Below are 18,355 nucleotides of genomic sequence, written 5' to 3' on the forward strand. Positions count from 1 at the left end.
GATATCGTGAAGTACTTATTTTCAATGTATTGAGATGTTTGGAGTTTCAATGCCGGAGCTTCGTCACCTGCGCTACTTCCGCGCCGTCGCCGAGGAGCTGCACTTCGGGCGCGCCGCGGACCGTCTGCACATCGCCCAGCCTCCGCTGTCGCAGCAGATCCGCCAGCTCGAACGCGAACTCGGCGCCCAGCTGCTGATCCGGACCACACGCACGGTCGAGCTGACCGGCGCCGGGCAGGCGTATCTGCGGCGAGCGGTCAAGATCCTCGACGACGTGGAGGCGGCCGGTCGGGAGGCCCGCCGGATCTCCGACGGTGTGGAAGGGCAACTGACCATCGGCTGCGTCGGATCAGCCACCTACTCGCTGCTGCCGCGGCTGGTGCGGGCACTGGGTGAGGCGCTCCCTGGTATCGAGGTCAATGTCCGCGGCGAGATGCTCGCCCCTGCACAGCTTTCCGCGCTGGCGGCCGGCGACATCGACTTGGCGCTGCTGCGTCCGCCGGTCGACCAGCCCGGCATCGCGACGGTCACGGTGCGTCGTGACCGACTGCTGGTCGCGGTCCCGGCCGGTCACCGGCTCGGCCGTCGTCGTCACGTCCGCGTCCAGGACCTCCGTGACGAGCCGTTCGTCGTGCACGCCGGTCACGGACGCTCGACCATGAGCACGGTGGTGGCCGGCTTGTGCAGTGAGGCCGGTTTCGCGCCGACGGTCCGGCACGAGGTGGCGGAGACCTCGACGCTGGTCACCCTGGTCGCCGCCGGCCTCGGTGTCGCGATCGTGCCCGCGCCGACCGCGGAATTGGAGATCCTCGGTGTGCGGTATGTGCCCTTGTCCCCGGCGTCGCTGACCGTGGACCTGCTGGCCGCTCACGCGACGGCCAACGCACTCCCGTCGCTGCCGCGGGTGCTCGCGCTGCTCGCCGAGGTGGCCAGGGGGTAACCGACTTCCACGTCGTACCCCCGCAGCGGTTCGTACACCGCGAGGTGGTTGCCCACGAAGTCCAGCACGGCGGTCAGCACCGCATCGAGCCACACCGGCCAGACCGGACGCGGTGGGTTACCGAGCGGGAGGACCACGGCCATGGCGGTGCCCGCGGGCGTCTGCACCGGGATCTGCTGGTGGGCATCGCCATAGACGCCGTGCTCGGTGGTCCCGGCGAACATGTCGTTGACCCAACCGGCGGTGATCATGCCGGCGGCGTGCACATTTCGCGGCTGACTGAAGCCGCCGACAACGTACTGTGCGATCTGGAGCAGGAGGTTGCCGCCGGTCATGTAGTCGATGTGCATCCCGCCCTCGAGCCCGACGCCGGTGAACTCGTGCGGCCGAGCCAGCGACATCTTGTCGGCCATGTCGCCGCCGCGGCTCCAGAAGTAACGCTGCGATGAGATCAGGTAGAGCGGCCCATGCGCATCGCCGCTGAGTTTGGCCAGTGCCTCGGACACCAGGCGGGAATTGGCCGGTTCCACGCCGTCGAGCATCACGATGCCGGCCAGGTCGTCGATTGCGCCGTTGTCGACCATGAAGCCCGCCGTGCTGGTGACCATCGTGCCGCCCGCGGAGTGTCCGACCATGACGAACTTGGTCGGCAGGGTGATGTCGTAACCCGCTGCTGTGCTGGCACTTTCGGTCAGCGCGGCGCGGTCGCCGACAAACAGTTCGGCCATCGCCCGATGCATGGTCGACCCGCCCACCCACGCGGCGTCGGGGGCGAAGAAGTTCGACGACAGCGAGGGTGCGACCACGATGCTGTTGGTGCGCTCGGCGAGATCGGCCGCGGTGTAGCTGTACATCGGCGAGCTGGCCAGGAACCCGTGTTGCAGGTAGACCAGTCGCGTGGTGTCGTCGACCGTGTCGGGGAAGTACCAGTCCGCCTGGACGGTGCGGCCCTTACCGATCGGCAGATTCAGCGACGATGTCCGTACCGTCACAGTGCTGTTGGCGGGCAACATGGGCGGACCGTCGATCAGCCGGACCAGTCCCCCAACCAGGTTGAGCACGATGGAGCCGACGACGTTGAGCAGCGTGGCCGGTTTGCGCGGCTCGGACTGCGGTGTCATCCGCAGTGCGGCCACCGCGGTCGTGGTTTCGGCTGCCGCCTCCGCGCGGGCGCGCCGCGGCGCTCGGTCGGTGGCCGTGGTCGTCCGAGCCGTTGCTGCGCCGGCGGGCACGTCGATGGCGGATGATTCGGCGGTCGGTTCGGCTGGTTCGTCGTCCGTTGCCGCAGCGGGCTTTTCGGCGGTCCGGTCAGGTTTTTCGGTCTTCTCCGGTTCGACCGACACGGCCACCGAGCGGCGGGCCTCGGGAAGTGCCTCAGCGAGGTCGGTGACGAGTTCACCGGCGGGCGGATCGTCGTCCGTCTCCGCCGCGCGCACTCAGGGTTGCTCCCGTTCGGTGCGAGCGGTCCGCCGTTGTTCGCGCTGCGCAGCGCGGTTCTCGGCGCGGGCGCGCGGCTGACCACGGTCGGCCGACACACTCGAAGCCCCTTCGGAATCCGCTGCGGCACAGGGAGCCAACCCGACCGTCAAGCCCGACAGCGACGCAGCGAGAACGCCCGCCCCGACGAGAACCGCCACGCCACGCGCCATGAGAATCCCCTCCGCGCCGACACCTAAAATAGACATTTAGGATTGGATGTCTCTTTATAGCGGTCGCCGGCATCGAGCACAAGGTTCCGCTGCGGCATACTTGGGCCTCCGAACCCGCGACAGAGGAGCGCGATGCCCGCACGCCAACCGGCCGCTCGACGCCGCGGGCGTCCGCCGGGCGGTGGGAACACTGCAGAGCAGGCCCGGACGGCGCTGATGGACGCTGCGGAGCGTTCGATACTGCAGCGTGGCTACGCGGCTTCCACGATGGAGGTGATCGCCCGCGAAGCCGGGTACTCGCGCGCCGCGGTCTACCGACACTTCCCCACCCGCCGGCACCTGCTGGAAGCTTCGGTGCACCGCAGGACCCGCCGCGCCCAGGCCGAGATACTCGCCCGGCTACCGGACCACGCCGCGTTCGCCGACATGCTGGTCGAAAGCCTGGTCATCGTTGCCACCGAACTCATTCATGACCCGCTGCTGCAGACACTGTCGGAGTACAGCGAGGAGGGCACCGTCGCACATCTGGTGGCCGGCGATCCGGCCCTGCCCGAGTTGGTACAGCAGCTCGTCTCGGTCCTGCACGACGACGCGGCCGCGGCGCAGCTGCGCCCCGGATTACGTCCGCGCGATGTGGGGCAGTTCCTGATCACCACGGCACTGACGATGCTGTTGGGCATCATCCCGGGCAGTGATGCGCCGGAAACGGCCCGGCGTTATCTGCAGACCTTCGTCCTACCGGCCATTCTCGCCGACCCACCGCAGCCGCGCCCGGTGTTCCCCTAGCTGACTCCGCCGACATCGCGTTCGCCGTGCTGAATTCGCCAGAGACGCGCGCGGATTGCGGTTTCGGCGGGGATGAGGTCAGGTGGCTCGGGCGCGCTGCACGTAGTTCTCCGCCGCGCGGGCGATCGAGTGCTCGGTCGGAGCGGGCCGCCACCCCAGTTCGTGGGTGGCCTTGGCGTGGCTGGCCGGCGAGGTGAACTCCAGCAGGAAGGCGCTCTGGCGGCTCATCGGGATGTCTTTGCGCAGAATCGATCCCGCGATCTCGGACACCCAAGCCACACCGCGCACCACCGCCATCGGGACGCCGAACCGCGGCGCCCGGGCCCCCACGGCCTCCGCGGCAGTGGTGAGCAGCTCGCGATGGGTCATGAACCGCTCGGAGATGATGTAGCGCTCGCCCACCCGCCCACGCACCGCCGCCCGCAGCATCGCGTCGGCCGCGTCGTCGATACCGACGACCTCCGAACCCACCCCGCGGACATAGAACGGCAGCTTGCCCAGCGCGGCCATCTGCACGAACACACCCTGGCGCGGCTGCCAATCCGGCGGGCCGTAGGGGTTGGAGACGTTGCACACGACGACCGGCACACGGCGGTCGGTGGCGTACGACAACGCCAGATCCTCGGCGGCGCGCCGCGACGCGATGTAGTTGCCGGCCCGGTCTGCCCAATTGAAAGCGGTGTCCTCGTCGACCGTCTCGCCGTTCTCGCCGACGGCGATCGTGCCGATGGTGCTGAGGAAGACGAAGCGGTGCAGGTCGGCCTTGACGGCGGCCTCGAGCACGGTCCGCAGGCCCTCGACGTTGGTGGCGAACAGCGGGGCGGGATCGCGCAGTTCGGCGCGGGTGTCGACGATGCAGTAGTAGACGACGTCGCGGTCGGCCATCGCCGCGGCGACCGTCGCGGGGTCGAACGGGTCTCCGTAGCAGCGTTCGACATCGATGTCGTCGATTCCCTTGGTGGAACTGGTCTTCCGCAGCAGGACGCGGACGTCGGCGCCGCCGGCGGCCAGATGGCGCGTGACGCACGCCCCGACGTTGCCGCTGGCGCCCAGCACCAGTGCGCGCTGCCCCGAGACCGTCACGTCCTCATCGCCTGCCATGTCGAGGGATGGTAACGGAGATTGCTACGGTAATGCCGACGGTTCAGCGGACCAGCTGGTTGAGTTCGGCCGCGGACTCCGAGGCGGTGTCGTAGACGCGCACCACGGCCCGGTCGCCGGGCTTGAGGAAGGTGGACGCACCCACCTCGGTGTAGCGGGTGGCGCCGATCCCGATGAGCACGTTGCGGGGATGGCCGGCGGCCACCATCAACGCGCCGACATCTTCGAGCGGGGTGTCCGGTGAGCCCTTCTGGTTGGCCAACCGCTCGACGATCCAGTCGAGCAGCACCTCGCCGTAGTACGAGTAGCCGATGAGCGGGCTGTCGACGCCGTACTCATGCTCCTCGCCGTCACTGAGCAGGTGGCACACCAACCGCATGGTCGCGGTCGGCCCGTCCGGGGTCAGATCGCTGACGTCGAAGAATTCCGCCGACACACCCTTCGAGGACGGTCCCCAGTTCTTCTTGTGACTGATCTTGGGGGCACCCGGGCGCCGGATCGAGCAGTCGTTGAACGCGCCGAGCGCGAACGGCTTGAGCGTCACGACGGTGTCGCCGTCCCACACCACCTCGCAGGCCAGTCCGACCTCGGGCTCGATCTGCAGGTTCAGCGGACCGGAATCCTCCGCGGGTGGGAGCACGATCGCATCGTTGGACAGCGGGAACTCGCCGAGGAACGTGTCCGAGCCCGGGGCGTACCACGGAAAGATGCCCTTCGGCGCTTCCCCCTGACTGGTCACGTTGACGAAATCGGCGGCCTCCCCGGCCTGCTCGAGGTGCCCGGCGAAGTTGCCGGCGACACCGAACCCGAACCAGTCGGTCATCTCGCTGAGGGCGATTTCGATCACAGTCAGCCAGGGTAGTCGAGCGCGGAAGTCAGGCGATCAGGGTGTGAATCGGGTCGACGCCGTACCGGCCGCGGTAGGACACCTCGAAAGCCTCGAGCACGCCAAAGCCCCACCGTGCCGCGACCTCGGCGACCGTGGTTTTCCCCGGATCGCTGCGCTCCAGGTCGCGGTGCGCGTGATACAGCCGGACCCGGCGCACGTAGTCCATCGGCGTGCAGTTGAGGTGCTTGGTGAACATGGCATGCACGGCCGACGGTGCGACGCGCGCGGCGGCGGCGATGTCGGCCACGGAGACGTCGGTGTCGGGATGATCGTCGACGAATGCGATGGCCCGCTCCAGCAACTCCTGACCGGTGTCGCGGATGTCCTGGTCGTCGGTGGCGGTGGCGGTGTTCGGGAACGCGGCCAGCACGCAGCCGGCGACATAGCGCGCCAGCGGGCCGGTGACCAGTGGTTGCTCGAGTGCGTACGGATTGGAGCCGACACCGATCCGCACGTGGGACAACGTGTCGGCCAGATGCCGGTTGGCCTCTGCCGATACGGGTGACATCGACAGCAACGCGACCGGTTCGCCGTCGCATTCGGTTCCCTGGGCCGACACCTCCGACAGCAGCGCACGGTCGATCATGACGACGTCGTAGCGCGCCCGGTCGATGTGGCCGGCGATGCGTTGCCCGGCCCGGCCGCCGAAGGCGATCACCGAACCGGCGCCGTGCAATTCGAGGTCGTGGCCGGGCAGGTGCCCGCCGAGCACCCCGGAACGCACCCGGCAGATCATCACCGCGTCGATCGGGTCCATGTCGGCGGCCAACCGGAAAGTGAACTCGGCGTCGTCGATCGTCAAGGGACCGATCTGGCGGCGGAAGACCCGGGTGCGCGACGGCGCGTTCTCGGGTGCCTTCATCAGGCGCATCGACGAGTAGAAGGTGCTCAGCGCCGCTTCGGCCGCTCCGACGTCATCGGCGTCGACGAGGACGGTTTCGGCCATGACCACCCTCCTGAAATTCCGGCCGCGGCACGGACACTCTTGATCTTCGCCGTCGATTATGCCTGCTGGGGAGTTTGCTCGGCTAATTTTGACGCGCGGTATATGAGGACGCGACAGCACAGAAGTCGGCTTTTCGGGCGCGGACAACAGCAAAGTTCACCGAGCGGTCTTGTATACCTATGGTGTGGACGACAACACCGACGGAGGCGACGCAGCCGACCCCGACAGTGGGCTGAGCGCCGAATTCTCGATCGACCAGCGGGTTCGCGTGCGACCAGACACCCCGGACGAGAAACGGGGCGTGATCGTCGAGGACTTCGGGGCCGACGCGGGGTACCCGGTCGAAGTCGGCGAGACGCGCATCGTCGATCCCAGCCGCCGCTGGGCGGTCGCCCTCGACGACGGCGGGCTGGAGTTCGTCGACACCGACGACCTCGCTGCCGAGGCCGACGCCGACTGACTTCCGGTGCCACTGGCGTCGGAACTAGGCTGAGGCGAGCGCCGCTGCTGCGTGCGCACACGACTCCGGGAGGTACGTTCCATGGGCACCTACGCCGTCACCGGCGCGGCATCGGGCATGGGCGCGGCGACGGCGGAACGGCTACGGGCCGCCGGCCACCGCGTGATCAGCGTCGACATCAAAGAGGCCGACGTCGTTGCCGACCTGTCCACCGACAGCGGACGACGCGAGGCATCGCTGCGGGTGCTCACCGCGGCTGAAGGTCGCCTCGACGGTGCCGTGCTGGCCGCCGGAATCGGACCGAACCCCGGCCCGAACGTCGGGCGGATCGGAGCGGTCAACTACCTCGGATCCGTGGAGCTGCTGCAGCGGTGGCAACCGGCCCTGGCCGCCGCGGGCAACGCCAAGGTCGTGGTGATCTCCAGCAACTCGACGTCCACCACCCCGCTGGTACCGGCGCGTGCGGTGCGCGCGCTCCTCGCCGGTGACGTCGCACGAGCCGAACGGGCGGTGCGCCTCTACGGACCCGCACGCCCGGCGATGATGTACGCGGCGTCGAAGATCGCGCTCACACGATGGGTGCGACGTCACGCCGTCCGATCCGACTGGGCGGGCGCGGGCATCCGGCTCAACGCGCTGGCACCGGGCGCCATCCTGACGCCGCTCCTGGAACAGCAACTGGCCGATCCTCAGCAGAGCAAGGCCGTCCGCCGCTTCCCGGTTCCCGTCGGAGGCTTCGGAGATGCCGACCAGCTGGCCGAGTGGGTGTGCTTCATGCTCTCCGATGCCGCCGAATTCCTGTGCGGCAGCCTTGTTTTCGTCGACGGCGGCACCGATGCGTATTTCCGCCCCGACGACTGGCCGCGGCCGGTCCCGGCCCGGCAGCTGGTGGGCTACCTGCGCCGCTTCCTGCGCCCCTAGACCGGTGGGAGCCCGCACATGACCTCCGCCGGCCGGCGCTCCCCCGGTCGGCCGCGCGATTCGTCGATCGACGAGCGGGTGTTGACGCTCACCCGCGAGTTGCTGCTGGAGGTCGGGTGGGACGAGCTGAGTCTGCGGTTGGTCGCCACCCGCGCCGGTGTGGGCCGGGCCAGCCTCAGCCGCCGATGGAAGTCGAAGGCGGAGTTGGTGTTACATGCGATCCTCGGCGAATCCCCGGACATGGGCCCGTTCTCGGGTACCGACGTGCGCGGCTGGATCGAGTGGGTGGTCCGCGGCAGCCACGAACTGTTCGACCGGCCGGACGTGCGTGCCGCGGTGCCCGGGCTGATGCTGGCCCTGGCCGAGAGCAGCGAGTTGCGCACAGCGCTGTGGGCCACCTTCAGCGGTCCCGCCGTGGATCTCTACGTCACCCATGTCGAGGCGACGACCGACGCACAGCGTCGACGTGCCGCGCTCGAGGCGCGGGCGCTGCTGACGATGGCGGCGGGCGCGGCACTGTTCTCGGCGACCATCGCCGACGAAACCGGAGAGGCCGAGCAGTTACGCGCGAAGATCACCCAGCTGCTCACCACTGCCGTGAGCTAGCTGAAAACGGACCGACTCGACGATGGTGTCGCGCGGATCCCGCCAGGTGATGCCGAGGTCGGTGGTGGTGATCTTGTCGTCGGTCGGGGTCGCCGAGGTGAGCAACCACGCCGCCTCGTAGCTCAGGCCGTCGGTCAGCGGCAGGAAGCGGCCGGCGGCGTCGGCGAACCGGCCGAAGGTGCGCAGGGCGCCCGGTGCGATCCGCACCCGTCGCACCCGCCGTCCCAGACCGCGCTCGAGCGCGTCGATCATCTCGTCGAACGTCAGCAGGTGGCCGCCGCAGACGTAGCGGTGCGGGCCGCGGCCCGGCTGCATCAGCCGGGCGTGCACGTCGGCGACGTCGCGCACGTCGACCATCTGCATGCCGCCGCGCACGCTCGGTGCCACGCCGGCGCGCAGGATCGGCGCCCAGCCGCGTTCGGTGACGCCGACGACGGTGTGGAACGGCGGCCCGACGACGCTGGACGGGTAGGTCACCACCACCGGCGCACCGGCATCCTGCAGGCGGCGGGCCACACGGTCGGCGTAGCCCTTGGTCTTGGCGTACGCGCTGCGCCCGGGCGCGGTCGGGCTGTCGGCGGAGATCACGCCGTCCGGCGGCGGGAACAGCGCGCTGTAGCTGCTGACCGAGACCACGGGGTCCAGGCCCGCCTCGACGGCGCGGGTCAGGATCGCTTCGGTGGCGTGGGCGTTGATCTGCCACATCAGGGCGGCCTGGCGCTCACTGGTGCCGACGACGCCGGCCGCGTGCAAGACCGCGTCGACGTCGCGCAGCAACTCTGTCACGGTCGCTTCGCCGCGCACGTCGCCGACGAGGACGTCGACACGACCCAGCGCGCCCAGCTCGGTGACCACGCGGCTGTCCGTTTCGTGGGGCAGGGCCAACAACTTGACGTCATGGCCGGCTTCGAGCAGTGCCCGCACGGTATGCGCGCCCAGATAGCCGGTGCCGCCGGTGACCGCGATGCGCACGACCGTCGCCTCCTTCTGTTCCGAGGCGCCCACATTACGATGCCATTGGCATCGGAACAAGTCGCCGACCGGTCGGTGGTTTAGTGGGTCGGGTGGACCTGAGCGTGCCGACCGGCCTGGCCGACGACCCGGACGCACTGTTCGCCACCTACAGCGACTGGGCTGCCGCACAGGGCACCACGCTGTATCCGGCGCAGGAAGAAGCGCTGATCGAACTGCTCAGCGGCTCGCATGTGGTGCTGGCGACGCCGACCGGCTCCGGCAAGTCCCTGGTCGCCACCGGCGCCATCTACGCCGCGCTGGCCGCGGGTCGGCGAAGCTACTACACCGCCCCGATCAAGGCGCTGGTGAGCGAGAAGTTCTTCGCGCTGTGCGCCGTGTTCGGCGCAGACAACGTCGGGATGCTGACCGGCGATGCGGCGGTCAACGCCGACGCCCCCGTGATCACCTGCACCGCCGAGGTGCTGGCCAACATCGCGCTGCGCGGGGCCGAAGACACCACCGCCGAGGCGACGGTCGTGATGGACGAGTTCCACTTCTACGGCGACCCGGACCGGGGGTGGGCATGGCAGGTCCCGCTGCTCGAACTGCCGCGCGCCCAGTTCCTTTTGATGTCAGCCACTCTCGGCGACGTCACGACACTGCGCGCGGACCTGACCCGGCGTACCGGCCGTCCCACGACGCTGGTGGCCAACGCGGTGCGGCCGGTCCCGCTGTTCTACTCCTACGCCACCACCCCGATGCACGAGACCATCGGCGATCTGCTCGACACCGGGCAGGCTCCGATCTACGTCGTGCACTTCACCCAGGCCGCTGCACTGGAACGCGCGCAGGCGCTGATGAGCGTCAACGTCAGCAGCAAGGAGGACAAGGCCGCGATCCGCGACACGATCGGCGACTTCCGGTTCTCGTCGGCGTTCGGAAACACGTTGTCGCGGTTGGTCCGTCACGGCATCGGCGTGCACCATGCCGGCATGCTGCCCAAATATCGGCGCCTGGTCGAGCAGCTCGCGCAGGCCGGTCTGCTCAAGGTCATCTGCGGCACCGACACCCTCGGGGTCGGCATCAACGTGCCGATCCGCACCGTGGTGTTCTCGGCCCTGTCGAAGTACGACGGCACCCGGATGCGGCTGCTCAACGCACGCGAGTTCCATCAGATCGCCGGCCGAGCGGGTCGGGCCGGTTTCGACACCGCGGGCACCGTGGTCGTGCAAGCGCCCGACCACGAGGTGGAGAACCTCAAGCAGTTCGCCAAAGTCGCCGACGACCCGAAGAAGCGCCGGAAACTGGTGCGGCGCAAGGCCCCCGAAGGCATGGTGCCGTGGGGTGAGGCCACCATGACCAAACTGGTGGACGCCACGCCGGAGCCGCTGAACAGCAGAATGCGGGTGTCGACGGCGATGATCCTGGATGTGGTGGCCAGGGCTGACGAAGCAAACGGTGACCCCTGCATCGCGATGCGCCGCTTGCTGACCGACAACCATGAACCCCGCAAGCGCCAATTGGCGCTCATCCGCGAGGCGGTGGGCATCGCCCGTTCGCTCCTGCAGGCCGGGGTGATGGAACGCGTCGACGGGCCGACGGGCCGGGCCTATCGGCTGACCGTCGACCTTCCGCCGGATTTCGCTCTGTACCAACCCCTTTCGACGTTCGCGTTGGCCGCGATCGAGCTGCTGGATCCCTCGTCGGAGAGCTATGCGCTCGACGTGGTGTCGGTGATCGAGTCGACGCTGGAGGACCCGCGTCAGATCCTGGCCGCGCAGCTGAAGAAGGCGCGCGGGGAGGCGGTGGCCGAGATGAAGGCCGAGGGCATCGAGTACGACGAACGCATCGCATTGCTCGACGACATCACCTATCCGCAGCCGTTGGCCGAGCTGCTCGAGCAGGCCTTCGACGTGTACCGCCGCAGCAACCCGTGGGCCGGTGACACGCACCCGGCACCGAAGTCGGTGGTGCGTGAGATGTGGGAGAGGGCAAGCACTTTCCAGGAGTACGTGAGCCTGTACGGGTTGACCCGCTCCGAGGGGGCGGTGCTGCGCTATCTGTCGGATGCGGTCAAGGCGTTGCGCTCAGGAGTGCCTGCCGCCGCCCGCACCGAGGAGTTGGCCGACATCGTCGAGTGGCTCGGCGAACTGGTGCGCCAGGTGGACTCCAGCCTGCTCGACGAGTGGGAACAGCTGACCAGTCCGCAACCGGAGGTCGCGGCGGTCACCGTGCCGACCCGGCCGCGACCGCTGACCGGCAACGAGCGCGCGTTCACCGCGATGGTCCGCAATGCGCTGTTCCGCCGGGTCGAGTTGTTCGCCCGGCAGCGGTGGGAGGAGCTCGGCGAGCTGGACGGCGACGCGGGCTGGTCGGCCCAGCGCTGGCACGACGTGGGTGCGGAGTACTTCGCCGAGCATGCCGACGTCGGGACCGGCCCGGACGCCCGCGGGCCCGCGCTGCTGATCTTCGACCGCGGCGACCACGTGTGGCGGGTGCGCCAGATCCTGGACGACCCGGCCGGTGACCACGACTGGGGCTTCGAGGTGGAGGTCGACCTCGCGGCCTCCGATGAGGCGGGGGTCGCGGTGGTCCGGATGGTCGACGCCGGCCGGATGGACTGACGCGGGCCCGCTCGGGGTATCCAGCCACGACCCCACCAGGTCGGGACCGAAGGAGTGGCGATGGCCGACAAGAAAGACGACGACGCGAAGACCGAAGAGCCGCAGGGCGGCCGTCCCGGGCCGGAGGATCACGGCCGCGACGGCGGCATGGCCACCCGCGAGCTGGCCCCGGAACTCACCGAACCCGAGGACTGATCGCGCCCGCAGACCACCGCCGAAATTGCATTCCACGCGCGTCAAACCGCAGGTTGACGCGCGTGGAATGCAAGTTCGGCGGGAATTGGGGTCAGCGGCGGCGCAGCCAGATCACCACGGCGATCGCAGCCACCGCCGCGACGACCGCGCCCACCGGGATGGCGGGTTTGGCCTTGGCGGTGACCACCGCGTCGTGGCCCCGTTGCGCGACGGCCTCTTTGGTGTCGGAGACCTTCTGCTGGGCGCGGCCTTTGACGTCGAGCTTGTCCGACAGCGCGCTCACGGTGTCGGAGAGCTCCTCGCGGGTGCGCTCGATGTCGGCCTGGATCTCGTCGACGCCCGCGTCCGGGCCCGGCTCGGGCCGCTGGTCAGCGTCGGCCATGGCGGGCCTCCTTGATCTCGGTGACGTCACGCTTGACGGACTCCACGGACTCGGCGGCCGGCGGCGGCACCTGCTCCACCTGCTTCTTGCTCACCAGCGCGGCGATGCCCGCCGCGACGAACAGCACGGCGGCGACGATCACCGCGGCCGCCCACACCGGCAGCACCAGCGACAACGCCGCGACCGCCGCCGCGATCAGCGTGGCCAGGCCCAACACCGCCAGCAATCCGGCCGCGCCGATGAGTCCGGCGCCGACGCCCGCGTGCTTGATCGACTGCTGCAGTTCTTTCTGCGCCAACTTCATCTCGTCGCGGACCAGGCGCGACGTCTGTGCGGACAGCTGGGTCATCAACTCCCCGACACTGGGTTCGGCCCTGTGGTCGGCCGTCGGATTCGCCATGTCATTCGCCATGTCGTTGCCTCCTGATCGGCAGGTCTACCCGCGTCGGATGCCCGTTGTGGTCTGGGACAAACCACGGAACCGACCAACGGAGCCACTCGTTGACTCCCCATGACCCGCCGGACCCCGACCGCTCTGGCCGACCGGCTCCTCGACATCAAGCGGATCTACCACGAGCCGGGCATCGACCGGTTCGGCCGCGGCGCTCAGGTGCTCGCGCGGTTCCCCGACGCCGAGCGGATCGAAGTGCCGTCCCACCAGGCGATTCCGGGGCTGTACGGCAATGCCGGCAACGTCGAGGACTGGGTGCGGATCAAGCGCGAGGTGCTGGTGCTCGGCGAGAAGAAGAGCCTGTCCGCGCGCCGCAACGAACGCTCCAGCGACTGGATCGCGCCGTCGACGGCCAACGGCTGCGCGATGGCGTGCTCGTACTGCTACGTGCCACGGCGCAAGGGCTACGCGAACCCCATCACCGTCTTCGCGAACATCGAACGCATCACCGGATACCTGGAACGCCACGCCGCGCGCCAAGGCGTCAAACCCGAACCGAACCAGTGCGACCCGACCGCGTGGGTCTATGACATCGGGGAGAACAGCGACTGCTCGGCCGACGCGATGGTCAGTGACAACGTCGCCGACCTCGTCGCGCTGTTCGCCCGCCTGCCCAATGCCAAAGCCAGCTTCGCGACCAAGCTCGTCAACCCGGCGCTGCTCGACTACGAGCCGCGCGGCGGCACCCGCGTGCGCTTCAGCCTGATGCCCGAACCGACGTCCCGCGTCGTCGACGTCCGTACCTCGAAGATCAGCGACCGCATCGCCGCGCTCGACGACTTCGTCGAGGCCGGCTACGAGGTGCACCTGAACTTCAGCCCGGTCGTGGTGCACGAGACCTGGCTGGCCGACTGGGCCGAGCTCCTGCAGCAGATCGCCGACGGCACCACCGCGCGCACCAGGCGTCAGCTGGCGGCCGAGATCATCTTCCTGACCCACAACGAGGCACTGCACGAGGTCAACCTCGGCTGGCACCCGACCGGCGAACAGTTGCTGTGGCGGCCGGATCTGCAGCAGGTCAAGCGCAGCCAGAGCGGCCAGTGGAACGTCCGCTACAAGACGTCGTGGAAAGGCCGCTGGGTGGCGCAGCTCAGCGACCTCATCGCCGAGACCCTCCCGGACTGCCGCATCCGATACGCGTTCTGAAGGAGTTTCGTCGCCTTTGCCAGCGGGCATCGAAGTGGGGTGCTGACTGCTGTTCTGTTCGGCGCCGCGGCCTCGAGTTCGTTGTTGATCGGCAGCGCCATCGGCGCGCGGTGGAGTCCACCTCGGTGGCTCACCGGAATCCTGCTGGCCTTCGCCAGCGGCGCGCTGATCTCGGCGTTGGCGTTCGAGCTCTTCGAGGACGCCTATCACATGGGCGGGGCGCTGCGCTCGGGCCTGGGCCTGATCGCCGGCGCGGCGACGTTCGTCATCACCGACAGCCTGCTGGACCGCTACGTCGCCGGCTCGGCCAGTCCGGACGAGCGGGAGGTGACCTCCGCCGGGTCCCGGGGCGGAGTCGGGCTGGCCCTGCTCGCAGCCGTGACCCTCGACGGCGTACCGGAGAACATGGCCCTCGGCGTATCTCTGGTCGGCGGGGCGTCGCTGTCGCTGCTCGTCGCGATCTTCTTCTCCAACATGCCCGAGTCCCTGGTCGGGGCGGTGTCCATGCGCGAGTCGGGCACCAAGCCCGCCACCGTGATGTTGACCTGGACCGTTTGCGCGGCGTTGCTGGCGGTGGCGGTCGTGGTCGGCCGGACGGTCGCCGCCGACATGAGCGATCCGGTGCTCGCGTTGGCGTTGTCCTTCGCCGGCGGAGCAGTCTTGGCCTCGCTGGCCGACACGTTGATGCCGGAGGCGTTCGAGCACGGGCGCCCGCTCAACGCGTTCGCCACTGCCGCCGGCTTCTTCCTGTCCTTCGTGCTCGCCGGCTGAGCGGCCCGACGGTTTCGCCGCGCGTGCCGCGGGGCATCAACGCGACATGCAGTACCAGACGGCTTCCGCGCTCCCCCCGCCCCGACGTCGCCGGCCCGGCGCCCTGATCGGCGCTTTCCTGGCCGGGCTCGCCACCGGCGCGCTGACGAAATCCAACCGCTCCCGCAGCGCACCAGCACAGTTGCCTCCGACGTCGCCGACGTCGCCGGCCCGTGACGACGGGCGCATCGAGCCTGACGAGCCGGCTGATCCGAATGACAAGAACGATTCCGTGCCGCCGCCGGACGACCCGGTCAAGCCGCAGTCCCCGACCGACCTGACCCGCCCCTCGACCGTCTTCGTGCTGCGCCGGACCGTCGGCGAGTTCAGCCGCGACCAGTGCATGGATCTGGCGGCTGCGCTGACGTACTACACGGTGTTGTCGCTGTTTCCCGCGCTCGTCGTGGTGATCTCGCTGCTCGGTGTGGTCGGTCAGGATCAGCGCACCGTGGACGCGATCCTGCAGATCGTCGACGACGTCAGTCCCGGCGCGGCCGTCGACACCCTGCGCCAGCCGATCGAGCAGATCGTCAACCAGCCCGCAGCCGGGCTGACGTTGATCATCGGCATTCTGGGCGCCCTGTGGTCAGCTTCCGGGTTCGTCGGCGCGTTCGGCCGTGCGATGAACCGCATCTACGAGGTCGAGGAGGGCCGGCCCGCGGTCAAGCTGCGTGTGCAGCAGCTCCTGATCACCTTCGCCGGGCTGGTCATCGTCGCAGCCGTCGCGTTCCTGCTCGCGGTCAGCGGACCGGTGGCCGAGGCGATCGGCGGCTACATCGGCCTGGGCTCGACGGGGCTGACCGTGTGGAACATCGCGCGGTGGCCGGTGGTGCTGATCCTGGTCGTGCTCGGTGTCGCGATGCTCTACCGGGTCAGCCCCAACGTGAAGCAACCCAAGTTCCGGTGGATCAGTGTCGGGGCGGCCGTGGCGATCGTGACGTGGGTGGTCGCGTCGCTGGGGTTCGGCTTCTACGTCGCGAACTTCGGCAGCTACGACCGCACGTTCGGCGCGTTGGCCGGTGTCATCGTGTTCCTGCTGTGGATCTGGATCACCAACCTGGCGTTGCTGTTCGGCGCGGAGATCGATGCCGAACTCGAGCGGGGACGCCAGTTGCAGGCCGGCATACCGGCCGAGGAGACGCTCCAGCTGCCGCTGCGCGACACCACCGCGATCGACAAGGTCAAAGAACAGGGCCGCAAGGACCGCGCGCGCGGCCGGCTGCTGCGGCGGTCCCGCGGGCGCCGCGGCTGACCGTCACCGCCTGGCGCCGACCGTTTCGGAGTCGCTGTGGGCGACCTGCTCGATCTGCCGACCCTCGATGTCGACGTCGGGCAGGATGCGGTCCAGCCAGTTCGGCAGGTACCACGCCCGCTCACCGAGCAGCGCCATCAACGCCGGGATCGCCGTCATCCGGACCAGGAACGCGTCGAACAGCACCGCCGCGGCCATCGCAAAGCCGACCGACTTGGCCACGGTTTCCGGTGACAGCATGAACGCCGCGAACACCGAGATCATGATCACCGCGGCCGCGGTCACCACTCGGGCGCCGTGCCGGAACCCCACCCGGACCGCGTCCAGCGCACCCTCCCGGGTCTGCGGGCCGTGGATGTACGCCTCGCGCATGCGAGTCACCAGGAACACCTGGTAATCCATCGCCAAGCCGAACACGATGCCGATCAGGAACACCGGCAGGAAGCTGATGATCGGTCCCGGATCGTCGACGATGCCGAACCACCCCAGCTGGAACACCGCGACGGTGGCGCCGAAGGTCGCGCCGATCGAGAGCAGGAAGCCGAGCGTCGCGGTCAGCGGCACCAGCAGCGAGCGGAACACCACCATCAGCACCAGGTAGGCCAGGCCCACGATCACCGCCAGGTACGGCAACAGCGACTTCAGCAGGGCTTCGGACAGGTCGGCCAACACCGCGGTCTGGCCGGTGACCCCGAACTCGATGCCCGTGCGCTCGGTGAACCCGGCCTCCAGGTCCCGGATCTGGTGCACCAGGTCCTGCGTCGCCACACTGGTCGGGCCGCTCTGCGGGATCACCGTGATCAGCGCACCGGAGCCGTCGGCGTTGGGTTGGGGCGGAGTGACGAGCGCGACGTCGTCCTGCTCTCCGATGGCGCCGGCCAGCTCGCGGTACGCCGCGGCCGGATCGGAGGCGTCGGCGGCGTCGACGACCACCACCAGCGGACCCAGCACGCCTTCGCCGAAGCCCTCACCGATCAGCTCGACGGCACGCTTCTGATCGGCCGGCGTGAAGTCCATCCCGAGTTCGAGCTTGGTGACCGGCAGCGCGACCACCCCGAGCGCGACGACCGCGCCGACGAGAATCGCGACCGGGTGAGCGACGACCAGCTTCGCCCACCGGGCCCCGCGGGACGTGTCGTTGTCCCCGGCGGTGGGATGCAGACCCGGCACCCGCACGGCGAACACCCGGCCGCCGAACCAGCCCAGCAGCGCGGGCAGCAGCGTCGTCGCCACCAGCACGGCGATCACGACGGTGACCGCGGCGGTGTAGCCCATCACCGACAGGAACGGAATGTTGACCACCCGCAGCGCGACCAGCGCGATCACCACGGTCAGCCCCGCGAACACCACCGACGACCCGGCGGTGCCGACCGCCATGCCGACGGCGTGGGCGCGGTCGTCGGTGTCATCGAGCGCGCTTCGGTAGCGCGACATGATGAACAACGAGTAGTCGATCGACACCGCGATGCCGATCATCGACGCGATCAGCAGCGCGGAGGTGTCCATGTTGACGAACGCGGTCGCACCCGTGATCAGTGCGACCGACGTGCCCACCCCGACGATCGCGGTGATGATCGGCACCGTCGCGGCGACCACCGAAGCGAACGCGATGATCATCACGATCAGCGCGACACCGAAACCCATGGCCTCGCTGAGACCCTGCTGCGGCGGCTGACCGTTGAACAGTGTGCCGGTGGCCTCCACGGTCAGTCCGCCGTCCCGGCCGACCTGCAGTGCCTGGCTGAACGCGTCCACCGTCTCGGCGCCGATGTCGGTGAACGCCTGGTCGAACGGCACGTCGAGGTACGCGATCGTGCGGTCGGGATTGACCTGGGCCGCCATCGGCGGCGCGGTGACCGGGTTGACGACGGCCTGCGGCGCCGCGAGGTGGTCGAGCTCGCGCAGCTGCGCGACCAGCGCGTCCATCGCCGCGGTGGACGCCGGGCTGTCCAGCCGTTCCCCCGGGGGCGCCTGCACCACCACCTTGGCCGCGGCCATCTGGTCGGCGTCGCCCTGGCCGGGGAAGTGCTCCTCCAGCATCGCGGCCGCGCGCTCGGTCTCGGTGCCCGGCAGGGAGAAGTCCATCTGGTACGGCTTGGCCAGCAGCGTCGAGGCCCCGGCGGCGAACAGCACCAGCACCCACACCGCGAGCGTGAGCAGTCGGTGACCGAACGCGAACCGCCCGATCCTGTAGAGCACTGCCGACATCGCCGCACCAGCCTTTCGGAACACGAGTTGCCGGG

The 18,355-nt window shown here is 69.2% G+C and carries 18 protein-coding genes; 10 read left to right on the top strand and 8 right to left on the bottom strand.

Annotated elements, in window-relative coordinates:
* Nucleotides 1–49: 49 nt before the first annotated feature.
* The gene (locus tag ACQI46_RS04285) at nucleotides 50–940 is read left to right on the top strand and encodes a LysR substrate-binding domain-containing protein (RefSeq protein WP_427092673.1); all 891 of its coding nucleotides are present in this window, start codon (nucleotides 50–52) and stop codon (nucleotides 938–940) included.
* On the opposite strand, the gene ACQI46_RS04290 is transcribed toward ACQI46_RS04285, so the two are convergent.
* Entirely contained in the window at nucleotides 868–2,376 is a 1,509-nt protein-coding gene (locus ACQI46_RS04290) for an alpha/beta hydrolase (protein WP_427092674.1), read from the bottom strand. The two genes, ACQI46_RS04285 and ACQI46_RS04290, sit on opposite strands and share 73 nt — an antisense overlap.
* A 345-nt stretch (nucleotides 2,377–2,721) precedes the next feature.
* Here ACQI46_RS04290 and ACQI46_RS04295 point away from each other — a divergent pair, with 345 nt between their 5' ends.
* Complete coding sequence (locus ACQI46_RS04295) at nucleotides 2,722–3,375, top strand: TetR/AcrR family transcriptional regulator (protein ID WP_427092675.1); 654 nt, start codon at nucleotides 2,722–2,724, stop codon at nucleotides 3,373–3,375.
* 78 nt (nucleotides 3,376–3,453) lie between these two features.
* Here the strand turns inward: ACQI46_RS04295 and ACQI46_RS04300 are convergent, their stop codons facing one another.
* Genes ACQI46_RS04300 through ACQI46_RS04310 form a run of 3 tightly spaced genes read right to left on the bottom strand, consistent with a single transcriptional unit; the run spans nucleotide 3,454 to nucleotide 6,311 of the window.
* Nucleotides 3,454–4,476 (bottom strand): NAD-dependent epimerase/dehydratase family protein, encoded by a 1,023-nt coding sequence (locus tag ACQI46_RS04300; protein WP_427092676.1) that lies wholly within the window; start codon nucleotides 4,474–4,476, stop codon nucleotides 3,454–3,456.
* Between the two features lie 43 nt (nucleotides 4,477–4,519).
* The gene (locus ACQI46_RS04305; protein ID WP_427092677.1) at nucleotides 4,520–5,323 is read right to left on the bottom strand and encodes a DUF5718 family protein; all 804 of its coding nucleotides are present in this window, start codon (nucleotides 5,321–5,323) and stop codon (nucleotides 4,520–4,522) included.
* A 28-nt stretch (nucleotides 5,324–5,351) separates the two neighbouring features.
* On the bottom strand, nucleotides 5,352–6,311 hold the full coding sequence (locus ACQI46_RS04310) for a helix-turn-helix domain-containing protein (protein ID WP_427092678.1): 960 nt from the start codon (nucleotides 6,309–6,311) through the stop codon (nucleotides 5,352–5,354).
* 184 nt (nucleotides 6,312–6,495) lie between these two features.
* Here ACQI46_RS04310 and ACQI46_RS04315 point away from each other — a divergent pair, with 184 nt between their 5' ends.
* From ACQI46_RS04315 to ACQI46_RS04325, 3 genes are all read left to right on the top strand, one after another.
* Nucleotides 6,496–6,771 (top strand): hypothetical protein, encoded by a 276-nt coding sequence (locus ACQI46_RS04315; protein WP_427092679.1) that lies wholly within the window; start codon nucleotides 6,496–6,498, stop codon nucleotides 6,769–6,771.
* Nucleotides 6,772–6,852: 81 nt separating this feature from the next.
* Complete coding sequence (locus ACQI46_RS04320; RefSeq protein ID WP_427092680.1) at nucleotides 6,853–7,692, top strand: SDR family oxidoreductase; 840 nt, start codon at nucleotides 6,853–6,855, stop codon at nucleotides 7,690–7,692.
* 18 nt (nucleotides 7,693–7,710) lie between these two features.
* A complete protein-coding gene (locus ACQI46_RS04325; RefSeq protein WP_427092681.1) occupies nucleotides 7,711–8,298 on the top strand; it encodes a helix-turn-helix domain-containing protein in 588 nt (195 codons plus the stop codon).
* Here the strand turns inward: ACQI46_RS04325 and ACQI46_RS04330 are convergent.
* Entirely contained in the window at nucleotides 8,254–9,270 is a 1,017-nt protein-coding gene (locus ACQI46_RS04330) for an NAD-dependent epimerase/dehydratase family protein (RefSeq protein WP_427092809.1), read from the bottom strand. The two genes, ACQI46_RS04325 and ACQI46_RS04330, sit on opposite strands and share 45 nt — an antisense overlap.
* A gap of 92 nt (nucleotides 9,271–9,362) precedes the next feature.
* On the opposite strand from ACQI46_RS04330, the gene ACQI46_RS04335 reads away from it, so the two are divergent.
* The gene (locus ACQI46_RS04335) at nucleotides 9,363–11,876 is read left to right on the top strand and encodes a DEAD/DEAH box helicase (protein WP_427092682.1); all 2,514 of its coding nucleotides are present in this window, start codon (nucleotides 9,363–9,365) and stop codon (nucleotides 11,874–11,876) included.
* Nucleotides 11,877–11,936: 60 nt separating this feature from the next.
* Nucleotides 11,937–12,071, top strand: coding sequence for a hypothetical protein (locus tag ACQI46_RS04340; protein WP_427092683.1), 135 nt, complete (start codon nucleotides 11,937–11,939; stop codon nucleotides 12,069–12,071).
* A 91-nt stretch (nucleotides 12,072–12,162) separates the two neighbouring features.
* Here ACQI46_RS04340 and ACQI46_RS04345 read toward each other — a convergent pair whose 3' ends face one another.
* Both ACQI46_RS04345 and ACQI46_RS04350 read right to left on the bottom strand, forming a co-directional pair.
* Nucleotides 12,163–12,453 carry a DUF3618 domain-containing protein gene (locus ACQI46_RS04345; RefSeq protein ID WP_427092684.1) on the bottom strand — a complete coding sequence of 97 codons (291 nt, stop codon included), beginning with the start codon at nucleotides 12,451–12,453 and terminating at the stop codon, nucleotides 12,163–12,165.
* On the bottom strand, nucleotides 12,440–12,865 hold the full coding sequence (locus ACQI46_RS04350; protein ID WP_427092685.1) for a phage holin family protein: 426 nt from the start codon (nucleotides 12,863–12,865) through the stop codon (nucleotides 12,440–12,442). Before ACQI46_RS04350 ends, ACQI46_RS04345 begins: the two co-directional genes overlap by 14 nt.
* Nucleotides 12,866–12,964: 99 nt before the next feature.
* Here ACQI46_RS04350 and ACQI46_RS04355 point away from each other — a divergent pair, with 99 nt between their 5' ends.
* The 3 genes from ACQI46_RS04355 to ACQI46_RS04365 are packed head-to-tail and all read left to right on the top strand — an operon-like array spanning nucleotide 12,965 to nucleotide 16,112.
* Nucleotides 12,965–14,050: a spore photoproduct lyase family protein gene (locus tag ACQI46_RS04355; RefSeq protein WP_427092686.1), complete on the top strand. Its 1,086-nt coding sequence runs from the start codon at nucleotides 12,965–12,967 to the stop codon at nucleotides 14,048–14,050.
* A 39-nt stretch (nucleotides 14,051–14,089) separates the two neighbouring features.
* A complete protein-coding gene (locus ACQI46_RS04360; RefSeq protein ID WP_427092687.1) occupies nucleotides 14,090–14,821 on the top strand; it encodes a ZIP family metal transporter in 732 nt (243 codons plus the stop codon).
* A gap of 46 nt (nucleotides 14,822–14,867) precedes the next feature.
* Nucleotides 14,868–16,112, top strand: coding sequence for a YihY/virulence factor BrkB family protein (locus ACQI46_RS04365; protein ID WP_427092688.1), 1,245 nt, complete (start codon nucleotides 14,868–14,870; stop codon nucleotides 16,110–16,112).
* 3 nt (nucleotides 16,113–16,115) lie between these two features.
* Here the strand turns inward: ACQI46_RS04365 and ACQI46_RS04370 are convergent, their stop codons facing one another.
* Complete coding sequence (locus tag ACQI46_RS04370; protein ID WP_427092689.1) at nucleotides 16,116–18,320, bottom strand: MMPL family transporter; 2,205 nt, start codon at nucleotides 18,318–18,320, stop codon at nucleotides 16,116–16,118.
* Nucleotides 18,321–18,355 lie beyond the last annotated feature (35 nt).

Origin of the sequence: Mycobacterium sp. SMC-4, assembly GCF_050205565.1 — a bacterium.
Taxonomy (GTDB): Bacteria; Actinomycetota; Actinomycetes; order Mycobacteriales; family Mycobacteriaceae; genus Mycobacterium.